The sequence below is a fragment of the Pseudomonas coleopterorum genome (genome assembly GCF_900105555.1).
GTDB lineage: Bacteria > Pseudomonadota > Gammaproteobacteria > Pseudomonadales > Pseudomonadaceae > Aquipseudomonas > Aquipseudomonas coleopterorum.
Map to the genome: position 1 here is coordinate 4364554 of NZ_FNTZ01000001.1, position 16178 is coordinate 4380731.

16 protein-coding genes are annotated in these 16178 nt (G+C 62.2%); 5 read left to right on the top strand and 11 right to left on the bottom strand.

The window, feature by feature from the left end:
- Window positions 1–100: 100 nt before the first annotated feature.
- Window positions 101–1039 carry a serine O-acetyltransferase EpsC gene (gene epsC, locus BLV18_RS19630; protein ID WP_090361139.1) on the bottom strand — a complete coding sequence of 313 codons (939 nt, stop codon included), beginning with the start codon at window positions 1037–1039 and terminating at the stop codon, window positions 101–103.
- Between the two features lie 240 nt (window positions 1040–1279).
- On the opposite strand from epsC, the gene tcyJ reads away from it, so the two are divergent.
- The 3 genes from tcyJ to tcyN are packed head-to-tail and all read left to right on the top strand — an operon-like array spanning window position 1280 to window position 3490.
- Window positions 1280–2071: a cystine ABC transporter substrate-binding protein gene (gene tcyJ / locus BLV18_RS19635; RefSeq protein ID WP_090361142.1), complete on the top strand. Its 792-nt coding sequence runs from the start codon at window positions 1280–1282 to the stop codon at window positions 2069–2071.
- The gene (gene tcyL, locus BLV18_RS19640) at window positions 2068–2736 is read left to right on the top strand and encodes a cystine ABC transporter permease (RefSeq protein ID WP_090361145.1); all 669 of its coding nucleotides are present in this window, start codon (window positions 2068–2070) and stop codon (window positions 2734–2736) included. The genes tcyJ and tcyL overlap by 4 nt, the downstream gene beginning before the upstream one ends.
- Window positions 2737–2740: 4 nt before the next feature.
- Window positions 2741–3490 carry an L-cystine ABC transporter ATP-binding protein TcyN gene (gene tcyN / locus BLV18_RS19645; protein WP_056844707.1) on the top strand — a complete coding sequence of 250 codons (750 nt, stop codon included), beginning with the start codon at window positions 2741–2743 and terminating at the stop codon, window positions 3488–3490.
- A gap of 6 nt (window positions 3491–3496) precedes the next feature.
- Here the strand turns inward: tcyN and BLV18_RS19650 are convergent, their stop codons facing one another.
- From BLV18_RS19650 to BLV18_RS19665, 4 genes are all read right to left on the bottom strand, one after another.
- Window positions 3497–4405 (bottom strand): SdiA-regulated domain-containing protein, encoded by a 909-nt coding sequence (locus tag BLV18_RS19650; protein ID WP_090361148.1) that lies wholly within the window; start codon window positions 4403–4405, stop codon window positions 3497–3499.
- A 125-nt stretch (window positions 4406–4530) separates the two neighbouring features.
- Window positions 4531–5442 carry an SdiA-regulated domain-containing protein gene (locus tag BLV18_RS19655; RefSeq protein ID WP_090361151.1) on the bottom strand — a complete coding sequence of 304 codons (912 nt, stop codon included), beginning with the start codon at window positions 5440–5442 and terminating at the stop codon, window positions 4531–4533.
- 110 nt (window positions 5443–5552) lie between these two features.
- Entirely contained in the window at window positions 5553–6218 is a 666-nt protein-coding gene (locus BLV18_RS19660) for a fumarylacetoacetate hydrolase family protein (protein WP_090361154.1), read from the bottom strand.
- Window positions 6219–6246: 28 nt separating this feature from the next.
- On the bottom strand, window positions 6247–7641 hold the full coding sequence (locus BLV18_RS19665) for a D-2-hydroxyglutarate dehydrogenase (protein ID WP_090361157.1): 1395 nt from the start codon (window positions 7639–7641) through the stop codon (window positions 6247–6249).
- A gap of 214 nt (window positions 7642–7855) precedes the next feature.
- Here BLV18_RS19665 and serA point away from each other — a divergent pair, with 214 nt between their 5' ends.
- Window positions 7856–9085 (top strand): phosphoglycerate dehydrogenase, encoded by a 1230-nt coding sequence (gene serA, locus BLV18_RS19670; protein WP_049860260.1) that lies wholly within the window; start codon window positions 7856–7858, stop codon window positions 9083–9085.
- A 56-nt stretch (window positions 9086–9141) separates the two neighbouring features.
- On the opposite strand, the gene BLV18_RS19675 is transcribed toward serA, so the two are convergent.
- A complete protein-coding gene (locus BLV18_RS19675) occupies window positions 9142–9777 on the bottom strand; it encodes a 2OG-Fe(II) oxygenase (protein ID WP_090361160.1) in 636 nt (211 codons plus the stop codon).
- A 130-nt stretch (window positions 9778–9907) separates the two neighbouring features.
- Between BLV18_RS19675 and BLV18_RS19680 the strand changes: the two genes are divergently transcribed.
- On the top strand, window positions 9908–10660 hold the full coding sequence (locus tag BLV18_RS19680; RefSeq protein WP_090361163.1) for a DUF2059 domain-containing protein: 753 nt from the start codon (window positions 9908–9910) through the stop codon (window positions 10658–10660).
- 154 nt (window positions 10661–10814) lie between these two features.
- On the opposite strand, the gene bipL is transcribed toward BLV18_RS19680, so the two are convergent.
- From bipL to BLV18_RS19705, 5 genes are all read right to left on the bottom strand, one after another.
- Complete coding sequence (gene bipL, locus BLV18_RS19685) at window positions 10815–11738, bottom strand: phospholipase BipL (RefSeq protein WP_090361166.1); 924 nt, start codon at window positions 11736–11738, stop codon at window positions 10815–10817.
- A gap of 248 nt (window positions 11739–11986) precedes the next feature.
- The gene (locus BLV18_RS19690) at window positions 11987–12871 is read right to left on the bottom strand and encodes an ABC transporter permease subunit (RefSeq protein ID WP_090361170.1); all 885 of its coding nucleotides are present in this window, start codon (window positions 12869–12871) and stop codon (window positions 11987–11989) included.
- Window positions 12868–13749 carry an ABC transporter permease subunit gene (locus BLV18_RS19695; protein WP_162240092.1) on the bottom strand — a complete coding sequence of 294 codons (882 nt, stop codon included), beginning with the start codon at window positions 13747–13749 and terminating at the stop codon, window positions 12868–12870. The genes BLV18_RS19690 and BLV18_RS19695 overlap by 4 nt, the downstream gene beginning before the upstream one ends.
- Window positions 13750–13784: 35 nt before the next feature.
- The gene (gene potA, locus BLV18_RS19700) at window positions 13785–14927 is read right to left on the bottom strand and encodes a polyamine ABC transporter ATP-binding protein (RefSeq protein ID WP_049860266.1); all 1143 of its coding nucleotides are present in this window, start codon (window positions 14925–14927) and stop codon (window positions 13785–13787) included.
- A 56-nt stretch (window positions 14928–14983) separates the two neighbouring features.
- The gene (locus tag BLV18_RS19705; protein ID WP_090361173.1) at window positions 14984–16078 is read right to left on the bottom strand and encodes a polyamine ABC transporter substrate-binding protein; all 1095 of its coding nucleotides are present in this window, start codon (window positions 16076–16078) and stop codon (window positions 14984–14986) included.
- Window positions 16079–16178 lie beyond the last annotated feature (100 nt).

Here is a 16178-nt window from a genome sequence, read left to right on the forward strand (position 1 = left end):
TTGAACGAGCGTTCAATTAAAACACGAGTGATGGGTAGATGGCCAACTGATGGGCCAAACGGTCCTGTCGAACAGGCCGCTGGCCGCGCGTCGTGCCGGCTTATTTCTGGCCGCTGTCGTGTTGCACCAGATTGGCCTGGGTCAGGTTGCTGCCGGCGGGCACGGTGCGCGTGAGCCACACGTTGCCGCCGATGGTCGAGCCCTTGCCGATGGTGATGCGACCCAGAATGGTCGCCCCGGCATAGATGACCACATCGTCCTCGACGATCGGGTGGCGCGGGTGGCCTTTCTGCAATTGCCCGGACTCGTCCGCCGGGAAGCGCTTGGCGCCCAGAGTGACCTGCTGGTAGATGCGCACCCGTTCACCGATCACGGCGGTTTCGCCGATCACCACGCCCGTGCCATGGTCGATGAAGAAGCTCGGCCCGATCCGCGCGCCGGGGTGGATGTCGATACCGGTCGCCGAATGAGCCAGTTCCGAGCTGATGCGCGCCAGCAACGGCAGGCCGGCCAGATACAGATGGTGAGCCAGACGATGATGAATCACCGCCAGCACGCCGGGGTAGCAGAGCAGCACCTCATCGACGCTGCGCGCTGCCGGATCGCCGTGGTAGGCCGCCAGCACATCGGTATCGAGCAACCGCCGCAGGCCCGGCAGAGCGGCGGCGAAACCCTGAATCAGCTCCAACGCCTTGGCGTCGACGGCTGGCAAGTCGCAGTCACCGTTGCGCGCTGCGTAGCGCAACTCCAGGCGAGCCTGGGTCAGCAGCTCGTTGAGCGCGGCGTCCAGGGTGTGGCCGACGTAGAAATCTTCGCTTTCCTCGCGCAGGTCCACCGGCCCCAGGCGCATCGGGAACAACGCACCGCACAACTGTTCGAGCACCTGGGCCATGGCCTCGCGCGAAGGCAGCTCGCGACCGCCCTGCATGCCGCAGCTGCGCCCGTTCTGCCGACGCCAATCGGACCGCGCCTCATGCAACTGGCCGACGATGGACTGTAACTGCCAATGGCCTTTGCGTGCCTGAGGAATGTCGTTCACGGTTATGTCCTGCCCTGTGCGAAAACAGCGATGGCCGCCGATAGGCGCCCACCATACGGGAAAAATCCTGGCACCAAAAAGAACGCTTTGGATCGATCGTGGAGCATCTGAACATAAGCCGGGGTCATACGTTCCGTGGCTACCGTTGGGACTTGTGGGCCAGCGTGGCGGTGCCTATAGTCCTGTTTTCCGATCGCTCCCCTCCTTCATCACGATCATCCATTACAACAAGGATTCGCCATGAATTTTCCCGCATTGCGCAAACACCTGCTGATCGCCGGTCTGGTTCTGGGCAGCTCGCTGCTGGGCCAGGCGGTCGCCGGCGAACAGTTGCAGAAGATCAAGGACGCCGGTGTCATCAACGTCGGCCTGGAGGGTACCTATCCACCGTTCAGTTTCGTCGATGAAAACGGCAAGCTGACCGGTTTCGAAGTGCAGCTTTCCGAGGCGTTGGCCAAGGAGCTGGGCGTCAAGGTCAAACTGCAGGCGACCCCGTGGGCCGGCATCCTCGCGGCGCTGGATTCCAAGCGTCTGGACATCGTGGTCAATCAGGTGACCATCTCCGAGGAGCGCAGGAAGAAGTACGACTTCTCCACGCCCTACACCATTTCGGGTATCCAGGCGGTGGTCGCCAAGAAGAACGCCGACAGCATCAAGCAGGCGTCGGACCTGGGGGGCAAGAAAGTCGGCATGGGCCTGGGCACCAACTACGAGCAGTGGCTCAAGGACAACGTGCCGAGCGCCATCGTGAAGACCTATGACGATGACCCCACCAAGTACCAGGACCTGCGCGTCGGCCGCATCGATGCCATCCTGGTGGATCGCCTGGCGGCCTTCGACCTGATCAACAAGACCAACGAGACCCTGGCCCTGGCTGGCGACGCCTTCTCGCGGCAGGAATCAGGGATCGCCGTGCGCAAGGGCGAACCGGAGCTGCTCAAGGCCATCGACGACGCTCTGGAGAAACTGCGCAAGGACGGCACCCTGGCCAAGCTCTCCAAGCAATGGTTCAGCGCTGACGTCACCCAATGATCGAGAGCAGCCTGCAGCTGATGCTCGATTCGGCGCCTTTTCTGCTCAAGGGCGCCTACTACACGATATTTCTCAGCCTGGGCGGCATGTTCTTCGGCTTGCTGCTGGGTTTCGGCCTGGCGCTCATGCGCCTGTCCAGAAGCCGGCTGCTGAGCTGGCCGGCGCGGGTCTACGTGTCGTTCTTCCGCGGCACGCCGTTGCTGGTCCAGCTGTTCGTGATCTATTACGGCCTGCCCCAGGTCGGTATCGAGCTGGACCCACTGTCGGCGGCGCTGATCGGGTTCTCCCTGAACATGGCAGCCTATGCCTGTGAAATCCTGCGCGCAGCGATCGCATCCATCGAGCGCGGCCAGTGGGAAGCGGCCGCCAGCATCGGCATGACCCGCGCCCAGACTTTGCGCCGAGCCATCCTGCCGCAGGCCATGCGCACCGCCCTGCCGCCGCTGGGCAACAGCTTCATTTCGCTGGTCAAGGACACGGCGCTGGCCGCGACCATCCAGGTGCCGGAGCTGTTCCGTCAGGCGCAGTTGATCACGGCACGCACGTTCGAAATCTTTACCATGTACCTGGCGGCCGCATTGATCTACTGGCTGTTGGCAAGCCTTCTGGCGCACCTGCAGAATCATCTGGAACGGCGGGTCAACCGCCACGACCAAGAGGCGTGAAGCAATGATCGTGGTAAAGGGCCTGACCAAGCAGTTCAATGGTCACACGGTGCTCAAGGGCATCGATCTGGAAATCGCTGCCGGCGAAGTAGTGGCCATCATCGGCCCCAGCGGTTCGGGCAAGACGACCTTCCTGCGCTGCCTGAACCTGCTGGAAACACCCACCAGCGGCCGCATCCGCGTGGGCGACATCGAAATCGACGGTGCCCGTGTGGCACAGCAGCAAGGCTTGATTCGCGAGCTGCGCCAGCAGGTGGGTTTCGTCTTCCAGAACTTCAACCTGTTCCCCCATCGCACGGCATTGGAAAACGTCATCGAAGGGCCGGTAGTGGTCAAGAAAACGGCCATGGCCGAGGCGGTCGAGCTGGGTCGCAGCCTGTTGGCGAAGGTGGGCCTGGCCGGCAAGGAGGACGCCTATCCGAGACGGCTGTCGGGGGGCCAGCAGCAGCGCGTGGCGATCGCCCGGGCACTGGCCATGCAGCCGCAGGTGATCCTGTTCGACGAGCCGACTTCGGCGCTCGATCCGGAACTGGTCGGCGAGGTGCTGGCGACCATTCGAGGCCTGGCGCAGGAACGGCGGACCATGGTCATCGTCACCCACGAGATGCAGTTCGCCCGGGACGTGGCCAACCGCGTGGTGTTCTTCGACCAAGGCGTGATCGTGGAGCAGGGTCCGGCCCGTGAGCTGTTCGCCAACCCGCAGCAGGCCCGGACCCGGCAGTTTCTCGATAAATTCCTGCACCCCGAGCGGTAGTACCGCTCAGGGTTTGCGGAACACGTAGAACAGGTTCGGTTCGCTGACCATGTACAGGTTGCCATCGTCGTCCATGGCGATGCCTTCGGGCTGCGGCACGCTCTTGCTCAAACCCTGGTGGCCTTTGCGCAGCGACATGGTGCTCAGGGGCCGCCCCTGCACGTCCAGTTCGACCACCAGCAGCGATTCGTCCGAGAGTGCCAGCAGGTGACCACTGCGTTCGTCGTACTGCAGGCTGGAAAGATCACGCACGAACAGCCCGGCATCGCGCCGACGGTCCTGGGTGACCTGCACGTCCAGCGGCTTGTCGCTCACCCCCCGTGGAAAGCCCTGAGCCTCGTAGATCAGCATGGGGTCACGCTCGCGCGCCACGAACAGGCGCTTGCCGGCCGAATCGTAGGCCAGCCCTTCGAAACCCTTGTTGCTGCGGCCGCCGAAGTTGAGGCTCAACTGCTCGGCGTGCTGAGCATCGAGGATCTGCGTGGTGTCGTCGATGTTGATCTTGATCAGGCGTTGCTGGCGCTCGTCGGTAATCACGTAGACACCGGGGCTGATGTACTCGACCGCTTCCGGATCACCGAACCCGACCAGCTCGATCCGCCGCAGGATGGTGCCCTGCAGCGACAGTTCGATCAGCTCGGAGCGCTGGTTGGTGACGGTGAACAAGGTCTTGCGCGATGGGTCGAAGGTGAGCGCCGAAATGTCGTCGTCCAGGCCTTCGATCACCTTGGCCTCGATGTCCACCTGATAGCTGTCCAGATCGATGGCGCCCGGCAGCGGCCCGCCGAGCCATCGCTCGACGTTGAAACTGGCGCGTTCGAGCCAGCGAAAGTGATGCAGTGCGGCAAAGGCGCAGATCAGGGCGATCAAGGCCGCGATCAGCAGCAGGTGAACGGGTCGGACGAAGAAACGCATTGCGTCGGGCTCTTGAATGAAGTGTGCGCATCAAACCATTAAATGATGAAGCCAAGCTTAAGTTTCTACGGATAATCGTGTGGGAAATTTCCCTTACTTCACAGCTCTACACTGCATGTTCAGGCTTAGTGTTTGCGCAATACGTAGAACAGATTCGGCTCGCTCACCAGATAGAGGGTGCCCTCGTCATCGATGGTCACGCCCTCAGCGCGCGGGATGGTGTCCTTGAGACCATTCATGCCGCCCAGCAAGGTCATGAAGCTCCACTGCTTGCCCGTTTCGTCGTATTCCATCAGCAGGTGCGAGTCGGCCGACAGCAGCAGACGGTGACCGGTACGCGGATCCACCGCCACCGCCGAGAGATTGCGCATGTCCAGGTCGGGCGCATCAAGGCGTTGTTTCTCTCCAGTCGGCTGCCCATCGCTGCCCAGTTTCAGCGAGAAGAGTGCCGGTGGTCGCTCTTCACCCAGCAGCAGGCGCTGATTGCGCGGATCCCAGGCCAACGCTTCGAACGCCTTGTTCTGTTCAACCGACGGGCCAAGGTCGAAAGGTGTGAAGTCGGCGATGTTCAGCTCGCGGGTAGTGGGGTCTACCTTGACCACGGTCAGTTGGTGCTGACGCTCGTCAACGATTGCCAGGCGTCCGTCGGGCAGCGTGGCAACGGCTTCCGGATTGCTCCAACCGTTGAGCGGCATCTTGCGCAACACGTCGCCCTGCAGGCTCAGTTCGACCAGGTAGGGATTCTTGCCCATGACCGCGAACAGCGTGCGGGTGCCGGGGTGATAGGTGATATCCGAAGCCTCGTCACCTTCCATGCCGGGCAAGTGCTTGCCGTCGATCACGGCCTTGTAGTCGGGCAACCAGACGCTGGCCTTGCGCTGTGCGCTGCTCTGCGTCCACTCCTTCACCCACAGCTCGGCCCGGTCGTCCCAGTGCAGGACCACGGCGACGATGTAGCCGATCAGCAGCACCAGCAGGCTCCACAGGTACCAACGTTTATACAGGGGGCGAGATGAATGCAGCGCGGCGCGGACCATGGAGTACCCTTGCTGGAGATGGATTCATACGGGCACATCTGGACGATGCACCCACTGGGGTGGGGGCATTATCCAGATCGAATGTAAAAAAAAAGTGAGGCGCGGCGCGACTACTGAACGCGGCTTTCGAAGCGGCTGACACCCGGCAGTTCCAGCACGATATCCGCGCCGACTTCGAGCGGACCGACCCCGGCCGGGGTGCCGGTGAGAATGACGTCGCCGGCCTGCAGCGAGAAGCATCCGGCCATGTATTGGATCATTGGTACGATGGGGTTGAGCATCAGACTGCTGTTGCCATCCTGGCGCACTTCGCCGTCGATGGTCAGGCGTATCGGGATGTCGGTAAGGTCCGGGAAGCTGGCAGCCGAGACGAACGGTGCGATCACCGCGGCGCCGTCGAACGACTTGGCGATCTCCCACGGCAGGCCTTTCTCGCGCAGGCGTGACTGCACGTCGCGCAAGGTCAGGTCCAGCGCCGGGGCGAAACCGGAGATGGCGTCGATGACTTCCTCGACACTGGGCCGAGTGCTCAGGGACTTGCCCAGCAGCACCGCGATCTCGGCCTCGTAGTGCACCGCGCCACGGTCGGTCGGGATGCTGAAGGTTTCCTGCAATGGCACCACGCAGCTGCTGGGCTTGATGAACAGCAGCGGCTCGGTCGGGATCGGGTTGTCCAGCTCCTTGGCGTGCTCGGCGTAGTTGCGGCCGATGCACACCACCTTGCCCAGCGGGAAGTGAATACGGGTGCCATCGATGTACTGGTGCTGGTAGCTCATTGCTCGAACCTCTGCTCAGATGAACGCATCAAATGGAAAAGATCTTGCCCGGGTTCATGACCCCGTTGGGGTCGAACACGGCCTTCATGGCCTTCATGTACTGGATTTCGACCGGCGAACGGCTGTACTGCAGGTAGTCGCGCTTGACCATGCCCACGCCATGCTCGGCGGAGATGGAGCCGTTGTACTTGCGCACGGTTTCGAAGACTTCGGTGTTGACCAGCGCGCACTCGGCGAAGAACGCGTCCTTGTCCATGTGTTCGGGCTTGAGGATGTTCAGGTGCAGGTTGCCGTCGCCGATGTGGCCATACCAGAGCACGTCGAAGGCTGGATAGCGTTCGCTGACGATGGCGTCGATTTCGCGCAGGAAGGCCGGCACCTTGGAAATGGTCACCGAGATGTCGTTCTTGTACGGCACCCAATGGGAAATGGTCTCGGAAATGTACTCGCGCAGCTTCCACAGGTTGCGCAGCTGCTGCTCGCTCTGGCTCATCACCCCATCCAGCACCCAACCCTGCTCCACGCAGTGCTCGAAGGTGGCCAGCGCGGTGTCGGCGATGTCGTCGGTGGTGGCTTCGAATTCCAGCAGGGCGTAGAACGGGCAGGCCGTTTCGAACGGCGCGGGCACGTCGCCGCGGCCCAGCACCTTGGCCAGTGCCTTGTCGGAAAAGAACTCGAACGCCGTGAGGTCCAGTTTGCCCTGGAACGCGTGCAGCACCGGCATGATCGCGTCGAAGTCGGCTGTGCCCAGGACCATGGCGGTGAGATTCTTCGGTGCGCGGTCCAGGCGCATGGTGGCCTCGACGATGAAGCCCAGGGTGCCCTCGGCACCGATGAACAGCTGGCGCAGGTCGTAGCCGGTGGCGTTCTTGACCAGGTCCTTGTTCAGTTCCAGCAGATCGCCCTGGCCCGTGACGACCTTGAGGCCCGCCACCCAGTTGCGTGTCATGCCGTAGCGAATGACCTTGATACCGCCAGCGTTGGTGCCGATGTTGCCACCGATCTGGCTGGACCCCGACGAGGCGAAGTCCACCGGATAGTACAGGCCATTCTCTTCAGCCAGGTTCTGCAACTGCCGGGTGATGACCCCAGGCTGGCACACCACGGTGCGGTCGGTGGCGTTGAATTCGAGCACCTTGTTCATGTACTCGAACGACACCACCACTTCGCCGTTGGCCGCGACCGCTGCCGCCGACAGACCGGTGCGGCCGCCGGAGGGCACCAGCGCGACCTGGCGCTGGTTGGCCCAGCGCACGATGGCCTGGACCTGTTCGATGGTCTTGGGAAAGGCGATGGCGCTGGGGGCCGGGGCGTACTGTTTGGTCCAGTCCTTGCCGTAGGTGTCGAGGGAGGCGGCATCGGTGAGGACCTTGCCGGGCTCGAGCAGGGTCTTGAGTTCATCGATCAGGGCGTGGCTGTTCATGGACGCGACTCTGGAAGTGAAGGTTTCACGAATCGAGCGGTTCGCGGCCCGTCAAACCTCGAACCATTCATAGTCACCCTGAGAACGGCTCATGACCCAGGATGGGCGTACGACAGGGAGGCTATGCTAGCATACGCACCCCGCCAATCGAGCTCTGGCCCGGTGCGCGCCGCTTCACTTCCTGCCATTTTTTTCGGGACACAGGTTTACGCAGATGAGCAAGACTTCCCTCGACAAGAGCAAGATCAAGTTCCTTCTTCTCGAAGGCGTCCACCAATCCGCCGTGGACGTCCTCAAGGCTGCCGGCTATACCAGCATCGAGTACCACACCAAGTCGCTGCCCGAAGCCGAACTCAAGGAAAAGATCGCCGACGCGCACTTCATCGGCATTCGCTCACGCACCCAGCTGACCGAAGAGCTGTTCGACTGCGCGAAGAAACTGGTGGCCGTGGGCTGCTTCTGCATCGGCACCAACCAGGTCGACCTGGCCGCTGCCCGCGAACGCGGCATCGCCGTGTTCAACGCGCCGTACTCCAACACCCGCTCCGTGGCCGAACTGGTACTGGCCGAGGCCATCCTGCTGCTGCGCGGCATCCCCGAGAAGAACGCTTCCTGCCACCGTGGCGGCTGGATCAAGAGCGCGGCGAATTCCTTCGAGATCCGTGGCAAGAAGCTGGGCATCATCGGCTATGGCTCGATCGGTACCCAACTGTCGGTCCTGGCCGAAGGCCTGGGCATGCAGGTGTACTTCTACGACACCGTGACCAAGCTGCCACTGGGCAACGCCACCCAGGTCGGCAGCCTGACCGACCTGCTGGGCATGAGCGACATCGTCACCCTGCACGTGCCTGAAACCGCCGCCACCCAGTGGATGATCGGCGAGAAGGAAATCCGCGCCATCAAGAAGGGCGGCATCCTGATCAACGCCGCGCGCGGCACCGTGGTCGAGCTCGACGCACTGGCCGAGGCGATCAAGGACAAGCACCTGATCGGCGCCGCCATCGACGTGTTCCCGGTCGAGCCACGCTCCAACGACGACGTCTTCGAAAGCCCGCTGCGTGGCCTGGACAACGTCATCCTGACCCCGCACATCGGCGGCTCCACGGCCGAAGCGCAGGCCAACATCGGTCTGGAAGTGGCCGAGAAATTGGTCAAGTACAGCGACAACGGCACCTCGGTGTCGTCGGTCAACTTCCCTGAAGTGGCCCTGCCGGCGCACCCGGGCAAGCACCGCCTGCTGCACATCCACGAAAACGTGCCGGGCGTGATGATGGAGATCAACAAGGTCTTCGCCGAGAACGCCATCAATATCTCCGGCCAGTTCCTGCAGACCAACGAAAAGGTCGGCTACGTGGTGATCGACGTCGACGCCGAATACTCGGATCTTGCGCAGGAAAAACTGCAACAGGTCACCGGGACCATTCGTTGCCGCGTACTGTTCTGATCCCGAACGGCTTCGATCAGTGAATGACCGCGGTGTGCCTGGCACACTGCGGTGTTCTAGAACGGCTCGTTGCCTCGACGGCGGAACCAGCCGGTCAGCGACAGCCGATTGCGCTGCGCCGGCATCACTTCGTGCGGCACCTCTCCGGAAAGAAACACCACCAGCGTGCCACCGATCGGCTGCACGTCGAACGCCGTGTCGCCTTGCAGGTACATGCGCAACTGCCCGCCATCCTCCTCGCCCCAATCTGCATCGTTCAGGTACAGCACCGCTGAAACCATGCGCCGGTCATCGTCGCGAAACCGGTCCAGATGACGCAGGTAAACACTGCCCGGCGGGTACAGGGCAAAGTGGCACTCGAAGTCTTCCAGCCCCAGGAACAGACCACGGTTCAGGGCTTCGCGCAGGCTGTCCATGACTGCCAGGTAGGTGTCGCACGGTAGCGCTTCGCCCGGCTCGATCCACTGGATGCGATCACCGCGAATGCCTTCGCGAATCTCCTGGGACGGGCCACGCCCGACGGCCGCTGGCGCCAGCTCGCCCTGGGCATGACGGGTACGGCATTCGGCCGCCAGCGCCAGGGTCAACGCCTGGGGCACGAAGAGTTCCTGCTGCGACCAACCCTGCTCGGCCAGGTCGTCGACGATGCGCAGCAGCAGCGGATGGTCAGAAGGTATTTGCATGCCCGGCATAGTATCCATACGCCCGCAAAACCGACAGAGGCTTGCGCAGTGTCGATGCATCCAGGCGCGATGCCTGTGTCACTTCTCGACAAAGCCTGGCAATGCCACGGACAATGGCCCCTTGCCGACAGGAGTCCCTATGCGCCGCGTCCTTGTGTTCTTGATGATGTTCAGTACGACGCCTGCCTGGGCCGACGACCACGACTTGCTGTACAAGGCTGCCGGCTGGCCTGAACAAAGGGCGCATTTCAGCGATGCCCTCAAGGCGGCCCAGCAGCGTTACCAGAGCAGCCTGCCACCGGCCGTGTTTCAGGCACTGGTGAGCAACAGCGACCAGCGCTTCGCGGCCCAGGCCATGGACCAGCGTGCCGAAGCGCGGCTGCGCCAGGGGTTGGCCGATCCCAAGCCTGCCCTCGCCTTCTTCGAGTCGCCATTGGGCCGCAAGATCGTCGCCGCCGAACTGCTCGCCACCCGCAGTGACCAACTGGCCAAGAACGCCCAGGGTTTGCCGAAACTGCAGGTCGAGTCCACCCGCGCGCTGTTGATCGGCCACCTGGCCCAGGCCCTGCCCGCCCGCCAGGCCGGTGCAGAGGTCAGCCTGGCGATCGCCGGGGTAGCCGCCGACAGCCTCAGTTCGATGATTCCAGGCCTGCTGGGGGGCGGTCAGGCCGCGGGTTTGCTCAATGGCCAGCGTGAGCGGCTGCAGCAGCAGATCGGCATCGATTTGAACAACACGCTGCTGTACGTGTACCGCGATCTGTCCGATCCGGAATTGGAAGAGTTCGTCGATTTCGCCGAGTCTGCCGCCGGGCAGGCTTATTATCAGGCCGCCCTGGAGGCAGTACGGGCAGGATTGGCGGTTGGACAGGCGCAAGGCCGGCCTGGGGCTTAGAGTGCCCATGCGGGCCTATTCGCGGGCAGAGGGCTCGCCGCCCGCCCCGCTCCCACAGGGTCCGCCAATGCCTGTGTGAAGAGCCTTGCTCCCACAGGTTCCGCTAATGCCTGTGTGTGGGAGCGGGGCTCTGCCCGCGAATGGAGCGACGCGGTTACAGATTCTGATCAAAAAACCCGAAGCACTGCGCCCTGATGGCCGGCACCTCATTGACCAGATGATGCTTGCCCCCCGCCACCTGCAACAGCCGCACTTCAGCGAACTTGCCACGCAGCACCGCAAGGTTGTGGCGCCAATCCACAGTGTCATCGTCATCCCCCTGCACGATCACCACTGTCCGCGGACTGCGCGGCGCGGCTTCGATGTGTCGCACCCATTGCACCAACGCACCCACCCATGCCGTTGGCAGGCGCCGGGGTTGCAACGGATCGGCCTGCAGAAACGGCAGAAAGTCTACGTCGTTGCTATTGGCGCTGAACCGCCGCGCAATGCCGTTGACGAAAGGCTTGAGCAGACGATAGCTGAGCTTGGACAGACCCCACGCCACCGGCCGCACCAGCGGCGCCATCAACAGCACCTGCCCCTGTGCCGGCGACCGTGCCCCGTGGTGCAGCAGATGGTCGATGATGATCGCGCCACCGGTGCTCTGGCCCAGCAGGTGCCATGGCTGGGGCAACTGCAGCAGGCTCGCTTCGGCGAACAGGCCGTCGAGGGTCGCCTGGTAATCGGCGAAGTTGTGAATGCTGGCCCGCTCTCCGTTGGACAGGCCATGACCTGGCAGATCGCAGGAAATGACCGCGAAGCCGCGTTCCAACGCCCAGCTCACGGCGTGCCGGTACAGCCCCATGTGGTCGTAGAAGCCGTGCATGACGAAGAGCGTGGCAATGGGTCGTTGCGGTATCCATACCTGGGCGACGAGGTCAAAACCTGCTGCCGAGAAGCGTCCCAGCCAGCTTTGTGCGGGCAGGTCGAGTTGGTAGAAGCGTTGATAGCCCTGGGCCTCGGCAGACAGTGGCTGTCGGGCGCTCAGGGGTTGCAGGGAGTTGCGCAGGGAATCGGGTTGGAATGCATGGGGCATGAGTGAGTATTCCAAGGCAATACGTGTGCTGACTTGCGGGCCTCTTCGCGGGCAGAGACCCGCTCCCACAATAAACCCGCACTGTGCCGTACTTGTGGGAGCGGGGCGGGCGGCGAGCCCTCTGCCCGCGAAGAGGCCCCTCCCACAATAAACCCGCGCTGTGTCTGTAGAGTAGTGCTCTATTGTGGGAGCGGGCTCTGCCCGCGAAGAGGCCCTCAAGGGCGCTGAAGATCCAGCGCCCTACCCCATCAAGCCGATGCCACCGGCCGCTGTGCCTTGGGCTGCTGCCAGGAGTTGGCCGCGCTTTCCTCTATGGCTTGCTGGATCGCCTTGCGGCGCCGCTCTTCAGCCTGACGACCGAAGTACCAGACCAGGAATGTCACCAGCGACACCGCCAGCAGAATCAGGCTGGCCACCGCGTTGATCTCGGGCTTCACGCCCAGGCGCACCGCCGAGAACACTTCCATCGGCAGCGTCGTGGAGCCCGGTCCGGATACGAAGCTGGCCAGTACCAGGTCATCCAGCGACAGTGCGAACGACATCATCCCACCGGCCGCCAGCGATGGCGCGATCATCGGGATGGTGATCAGAAAGAACACCTTCCACGGCCGTGCGCCCAGGTCCATGGCGGCCTCTTCGATCGACAGGTCCAGTTCGCGCAGCCGCGAGGACACCACCACTGCCACGTACGAAGCGCAGAAAGTGGTATGGGCGATCCAGATCGTGGCGATACCGCGCTCCTGCGGCCAGCCGATGACTTGCGCCATGGCCACGAACAGCAGCAGCAACGACAGACCGGTGATCACCTCGGGCATCACCAGTGGCGCGGTCACCAGGCCGCCGAACATCGTGCGGCCCCTGAAGCGACTGATGCGGGTCAGCACGAACGCCGCCATGGTGCCCAGCGCCACAGCCGTTACCGCCGTGTAGCAGGCGATTTCCAGAGAACGCATGACGGCGCCCATCAGCTGCGCATTGTCCAGCAGGCCAACGTACCACTGCACCGACCAGCCGCCCCATACCGTCACCAGACGCGAGGCGTTGAAGGAGTAGATCACCAGGATCAACATCGGGGCATAGATGAAGATCAGCCCCAGTATCAGGATCAGTTTGGAGAACCCGAAACGCTTCATGCCTTGCCCTCCAGCTCTTTGGCCTGGCTGCGGTTGAACAGCACGATGGGCACGATCAGAATCGCCAGCATCAGCACCGCCAGCGCCGAGGCGACGGGCCAGTCGCGGTTGTTGAAGAACTCCTGCCACAATACGCGGCCGATCATCAGGGTTTCCGGACCACCGAGCAGCTCGGGAATCACGAACTCGCCGACCACTGGAATGAACACCAGCATGCAGCCGGCGATGATGCCGTTCTTGGACAGCGGCACGGTGATCTTCCAGAAGCTGTTGAACGTGCTCGAACCCAGGTCGGAGGCCGCTTCCAGCAGGCTGTTGTCATGCTTCACCAGGTTGGCGAACAACGGCAGGATCATGAACGGCAGGTACGCATAGACCACACCGATGTACACCGCCAGGTTGGTGTTGAGGATCTGCAAGGGCTGATCGATCACCCCCAGCCACAGCAGAAAGGCGTTGAGTAGACCGTTGTTGCTCAGGATGCCCATCCAGGCATACACGCGAATCAGGATGGCGGTCCAGGTCGGCATCATGATCAGCAGCAACAGCACCGTCTGCAGGTCCTTGCGCGCCTTGCTGATGGCATAGGCCATGGGGTAGCCGACCAACAGGCAGATCAGCGTGCTGAAGAACGCCATCTTCAGCGAGCCCAGGTAGGCCGAGATGTACAGGTCGTCTTCGGTGAGCAGCGCGTAGTTGGCGAAATTCAGAACCAGCTGGAATTTCTGTTCGGCGTAGCTCCAGATCTCGGTGTACGGCGGAATCGCCACGTCGGCTTCGGCGAAGCTGATCTTGAGCACGATGAAGAACGGCAGCATGAAGAACAGGAACAGCCACAGGAACGGTACGCCAATGACCATCTGGCGACCGTCGGGGATGATCCGCTTGAGCTTGCGTTTGATCTTGCGCAGCTTCATGAGCGCAGTACCACGCCGCTGTCGTCTTCCCACCAGACGAACACTTCGTCGTCCCAGGTCGGGCGGGCGCCGCGGCGCTCGGCGTTGGCCACGAACGACTGCACCAGCTTGCCGCACGGCAACTGCACGTGGAACACCGAATGACCGCCCAGATAGGCGATGTCATGGACCTTGCCGCGCGACCAGTTGTGCTCGGTGGCCGGTTGCTCGGTGGTGACCAGCATCTTTTCCGGACGAATCGCGTAGGTCACGTTCTTGTCTTCGGCGGCGGTACTTACGCCATGGCCGACATAGATGCTGCGCTCCAGCTCCGGGCTGCTGATCAACGCGTAGCCTTCCATGTCCTCGACCACCTGGCCTTCGAACAGGTTGACGTTGCCGATGAACTCGCACACCAGGCGGCTGGTGGGGGTTTCGTAGATGTCGATCGGGCTGCCGATCTGGGCAATCCAGCCCAGGTGCATGATGGCGATGCGCTGGGCCATGGTCATAGCCTCTTCCTGGTCGTGGGTCACCATCACACAGGTCACACCGACCCGCTCGATGATCTCCACCAGTTCCAGTTGCATCTGCGAACGCAGCTTCTTGTCCAGCGCACCCATCGGCTCGTCGAGCAGCAACAGCTTGGGCTTCTTCGCCAGCGAGCGGGCCAGCGCAACGCGCTGACGCTGGCCGCCGGACAGTTGATGAGGCTTGCGCTTGCCGTACTGGGTCATCTGCACCAGCTTGAGCATTTCCGCCACGCGTGCGTCGATCTCGGCGGCCGGCAGCTTGTCCTGCTTGAGGCCGAAGGCGATGTTCTGCGCCACCGTCATGTGCGGGAACAACGCATAGGACTGGAACATCATGTTGATCGGCCGCTCGTAGGGCGGCATGTCGGTGATGTCCACGCCATCGAGGAAGATACGCCCCTCGGTCGGCCGTTCGAAGCCTGCCAGCATGCGCAGCAAGGTGGACTTGCCGGAGCCGGAACCGCCCAGCAAGGCAAAGATCTCACCCTGATTGATTTCCAAGGACACGTCGTCCACGGCCACCGTTTCGTCGAATTTCTTCGTGACCTTTTCGATCCGGACCAGCACCTTCTTCGGTTGCTGGCTGCCTTCTAGGGCTTTTTTGTAGGCGCTGGAGGCAACAGCCATTCACGAAACTCCCAAACTTGAGTGAGGGCGGCTCTGGATCGGGCCGCCCTGGGTATTTATTTGCCCGACTTGACCTTGGTCCAGCTGCGGGTCATCAAGCGCTGCACCTTGGGCGGCAGCTCGACGTTGACGTAAAGCTTGTCCTGAATGGCCTGTGGCGGATAGACCGACTCGTCGTTGCGCACGTCCTGATCCATGAACTCGCCGGACTTGAGGTTGGGGTTGGCATAGCCGACATAGTCGCTGACCTTGGCAATCACCTCTGGTTTCAACAGGTAGTCGATGAACGCCAGGCCCTGCTTGGCATCCGGCGCATCGGCGGGGATGGCCAGCATGTCGAACCACAGGTTGCCGCCTTCCTTGGGAATCGAATAGGCCAGTTTGATGCCCTTGCCCGCTTCCTCGGCACGCGACTTGGCCTGGAACACGTCGCCGGAATAGCCCACGGCCACACAGATGTTGCCGTTGGCCAGGTCGCTGATGTACTTGGAGGAATGGAAGTAGGTCACGTAGGGACGGACCTTGAGCAGCTTCTCCTCGGCTTTCTTGTACAGCTTCTCGTCGGTGGTGTTGGGGTCCAGGCCCATGTAGTTGAGCACGGCTGGAAACATCTCGTCGGGCGAGTCGAGGAAAGCGACGCCGCACTTGGACAGTTTCTTGATGTTTTCAGGCTCGAACACCATGGCCCAGGAATCGATCTTGTCGACACCCAGCACTTCCTTGATCTTGTCCACGTTGTAACCGATGCCGTTGGTACCCCATAGGTAGGGCACGGCGTACTGGTTGCCCGGATCGTTCTTTTCCAGGCGCTTGAGCAGCACCGGATCCAGGTTGGCGTAATTTGTCAGCTGGGTCTTGTCCAGTTTCTGGAAAGCCCCGGCCTTGATCTGTTTGCCCAGGAAATGGTTGGACGGCACTACCACGTCGTAGCCGGTATGGCCCGCCAGCAACTTGCCTTCCAGGGTTTCGTTGGAGTCGAACACGTCATAGATCGGCTTGATACCGGTCGCGGCTTCGAAATCCGCCAGGGTGCTTTCGCCGATGTAATCGGACCAGTTGTAGATGTGCACGGTGCCTGCCGCTTGGGCATTGAGCGCCAGGGTCAGACCCGCACCGATCAGCATGGCCTTGCGAAACAAAGAGTGTGACAAGTGCAGGTCCTCTCAATAGTCTGTTTTATATAATAAAACCGGCGCGCAACTTACCGTTCATGTCCTTGCGCCGCAATGATTGATTCCGCGAATCCCAGTC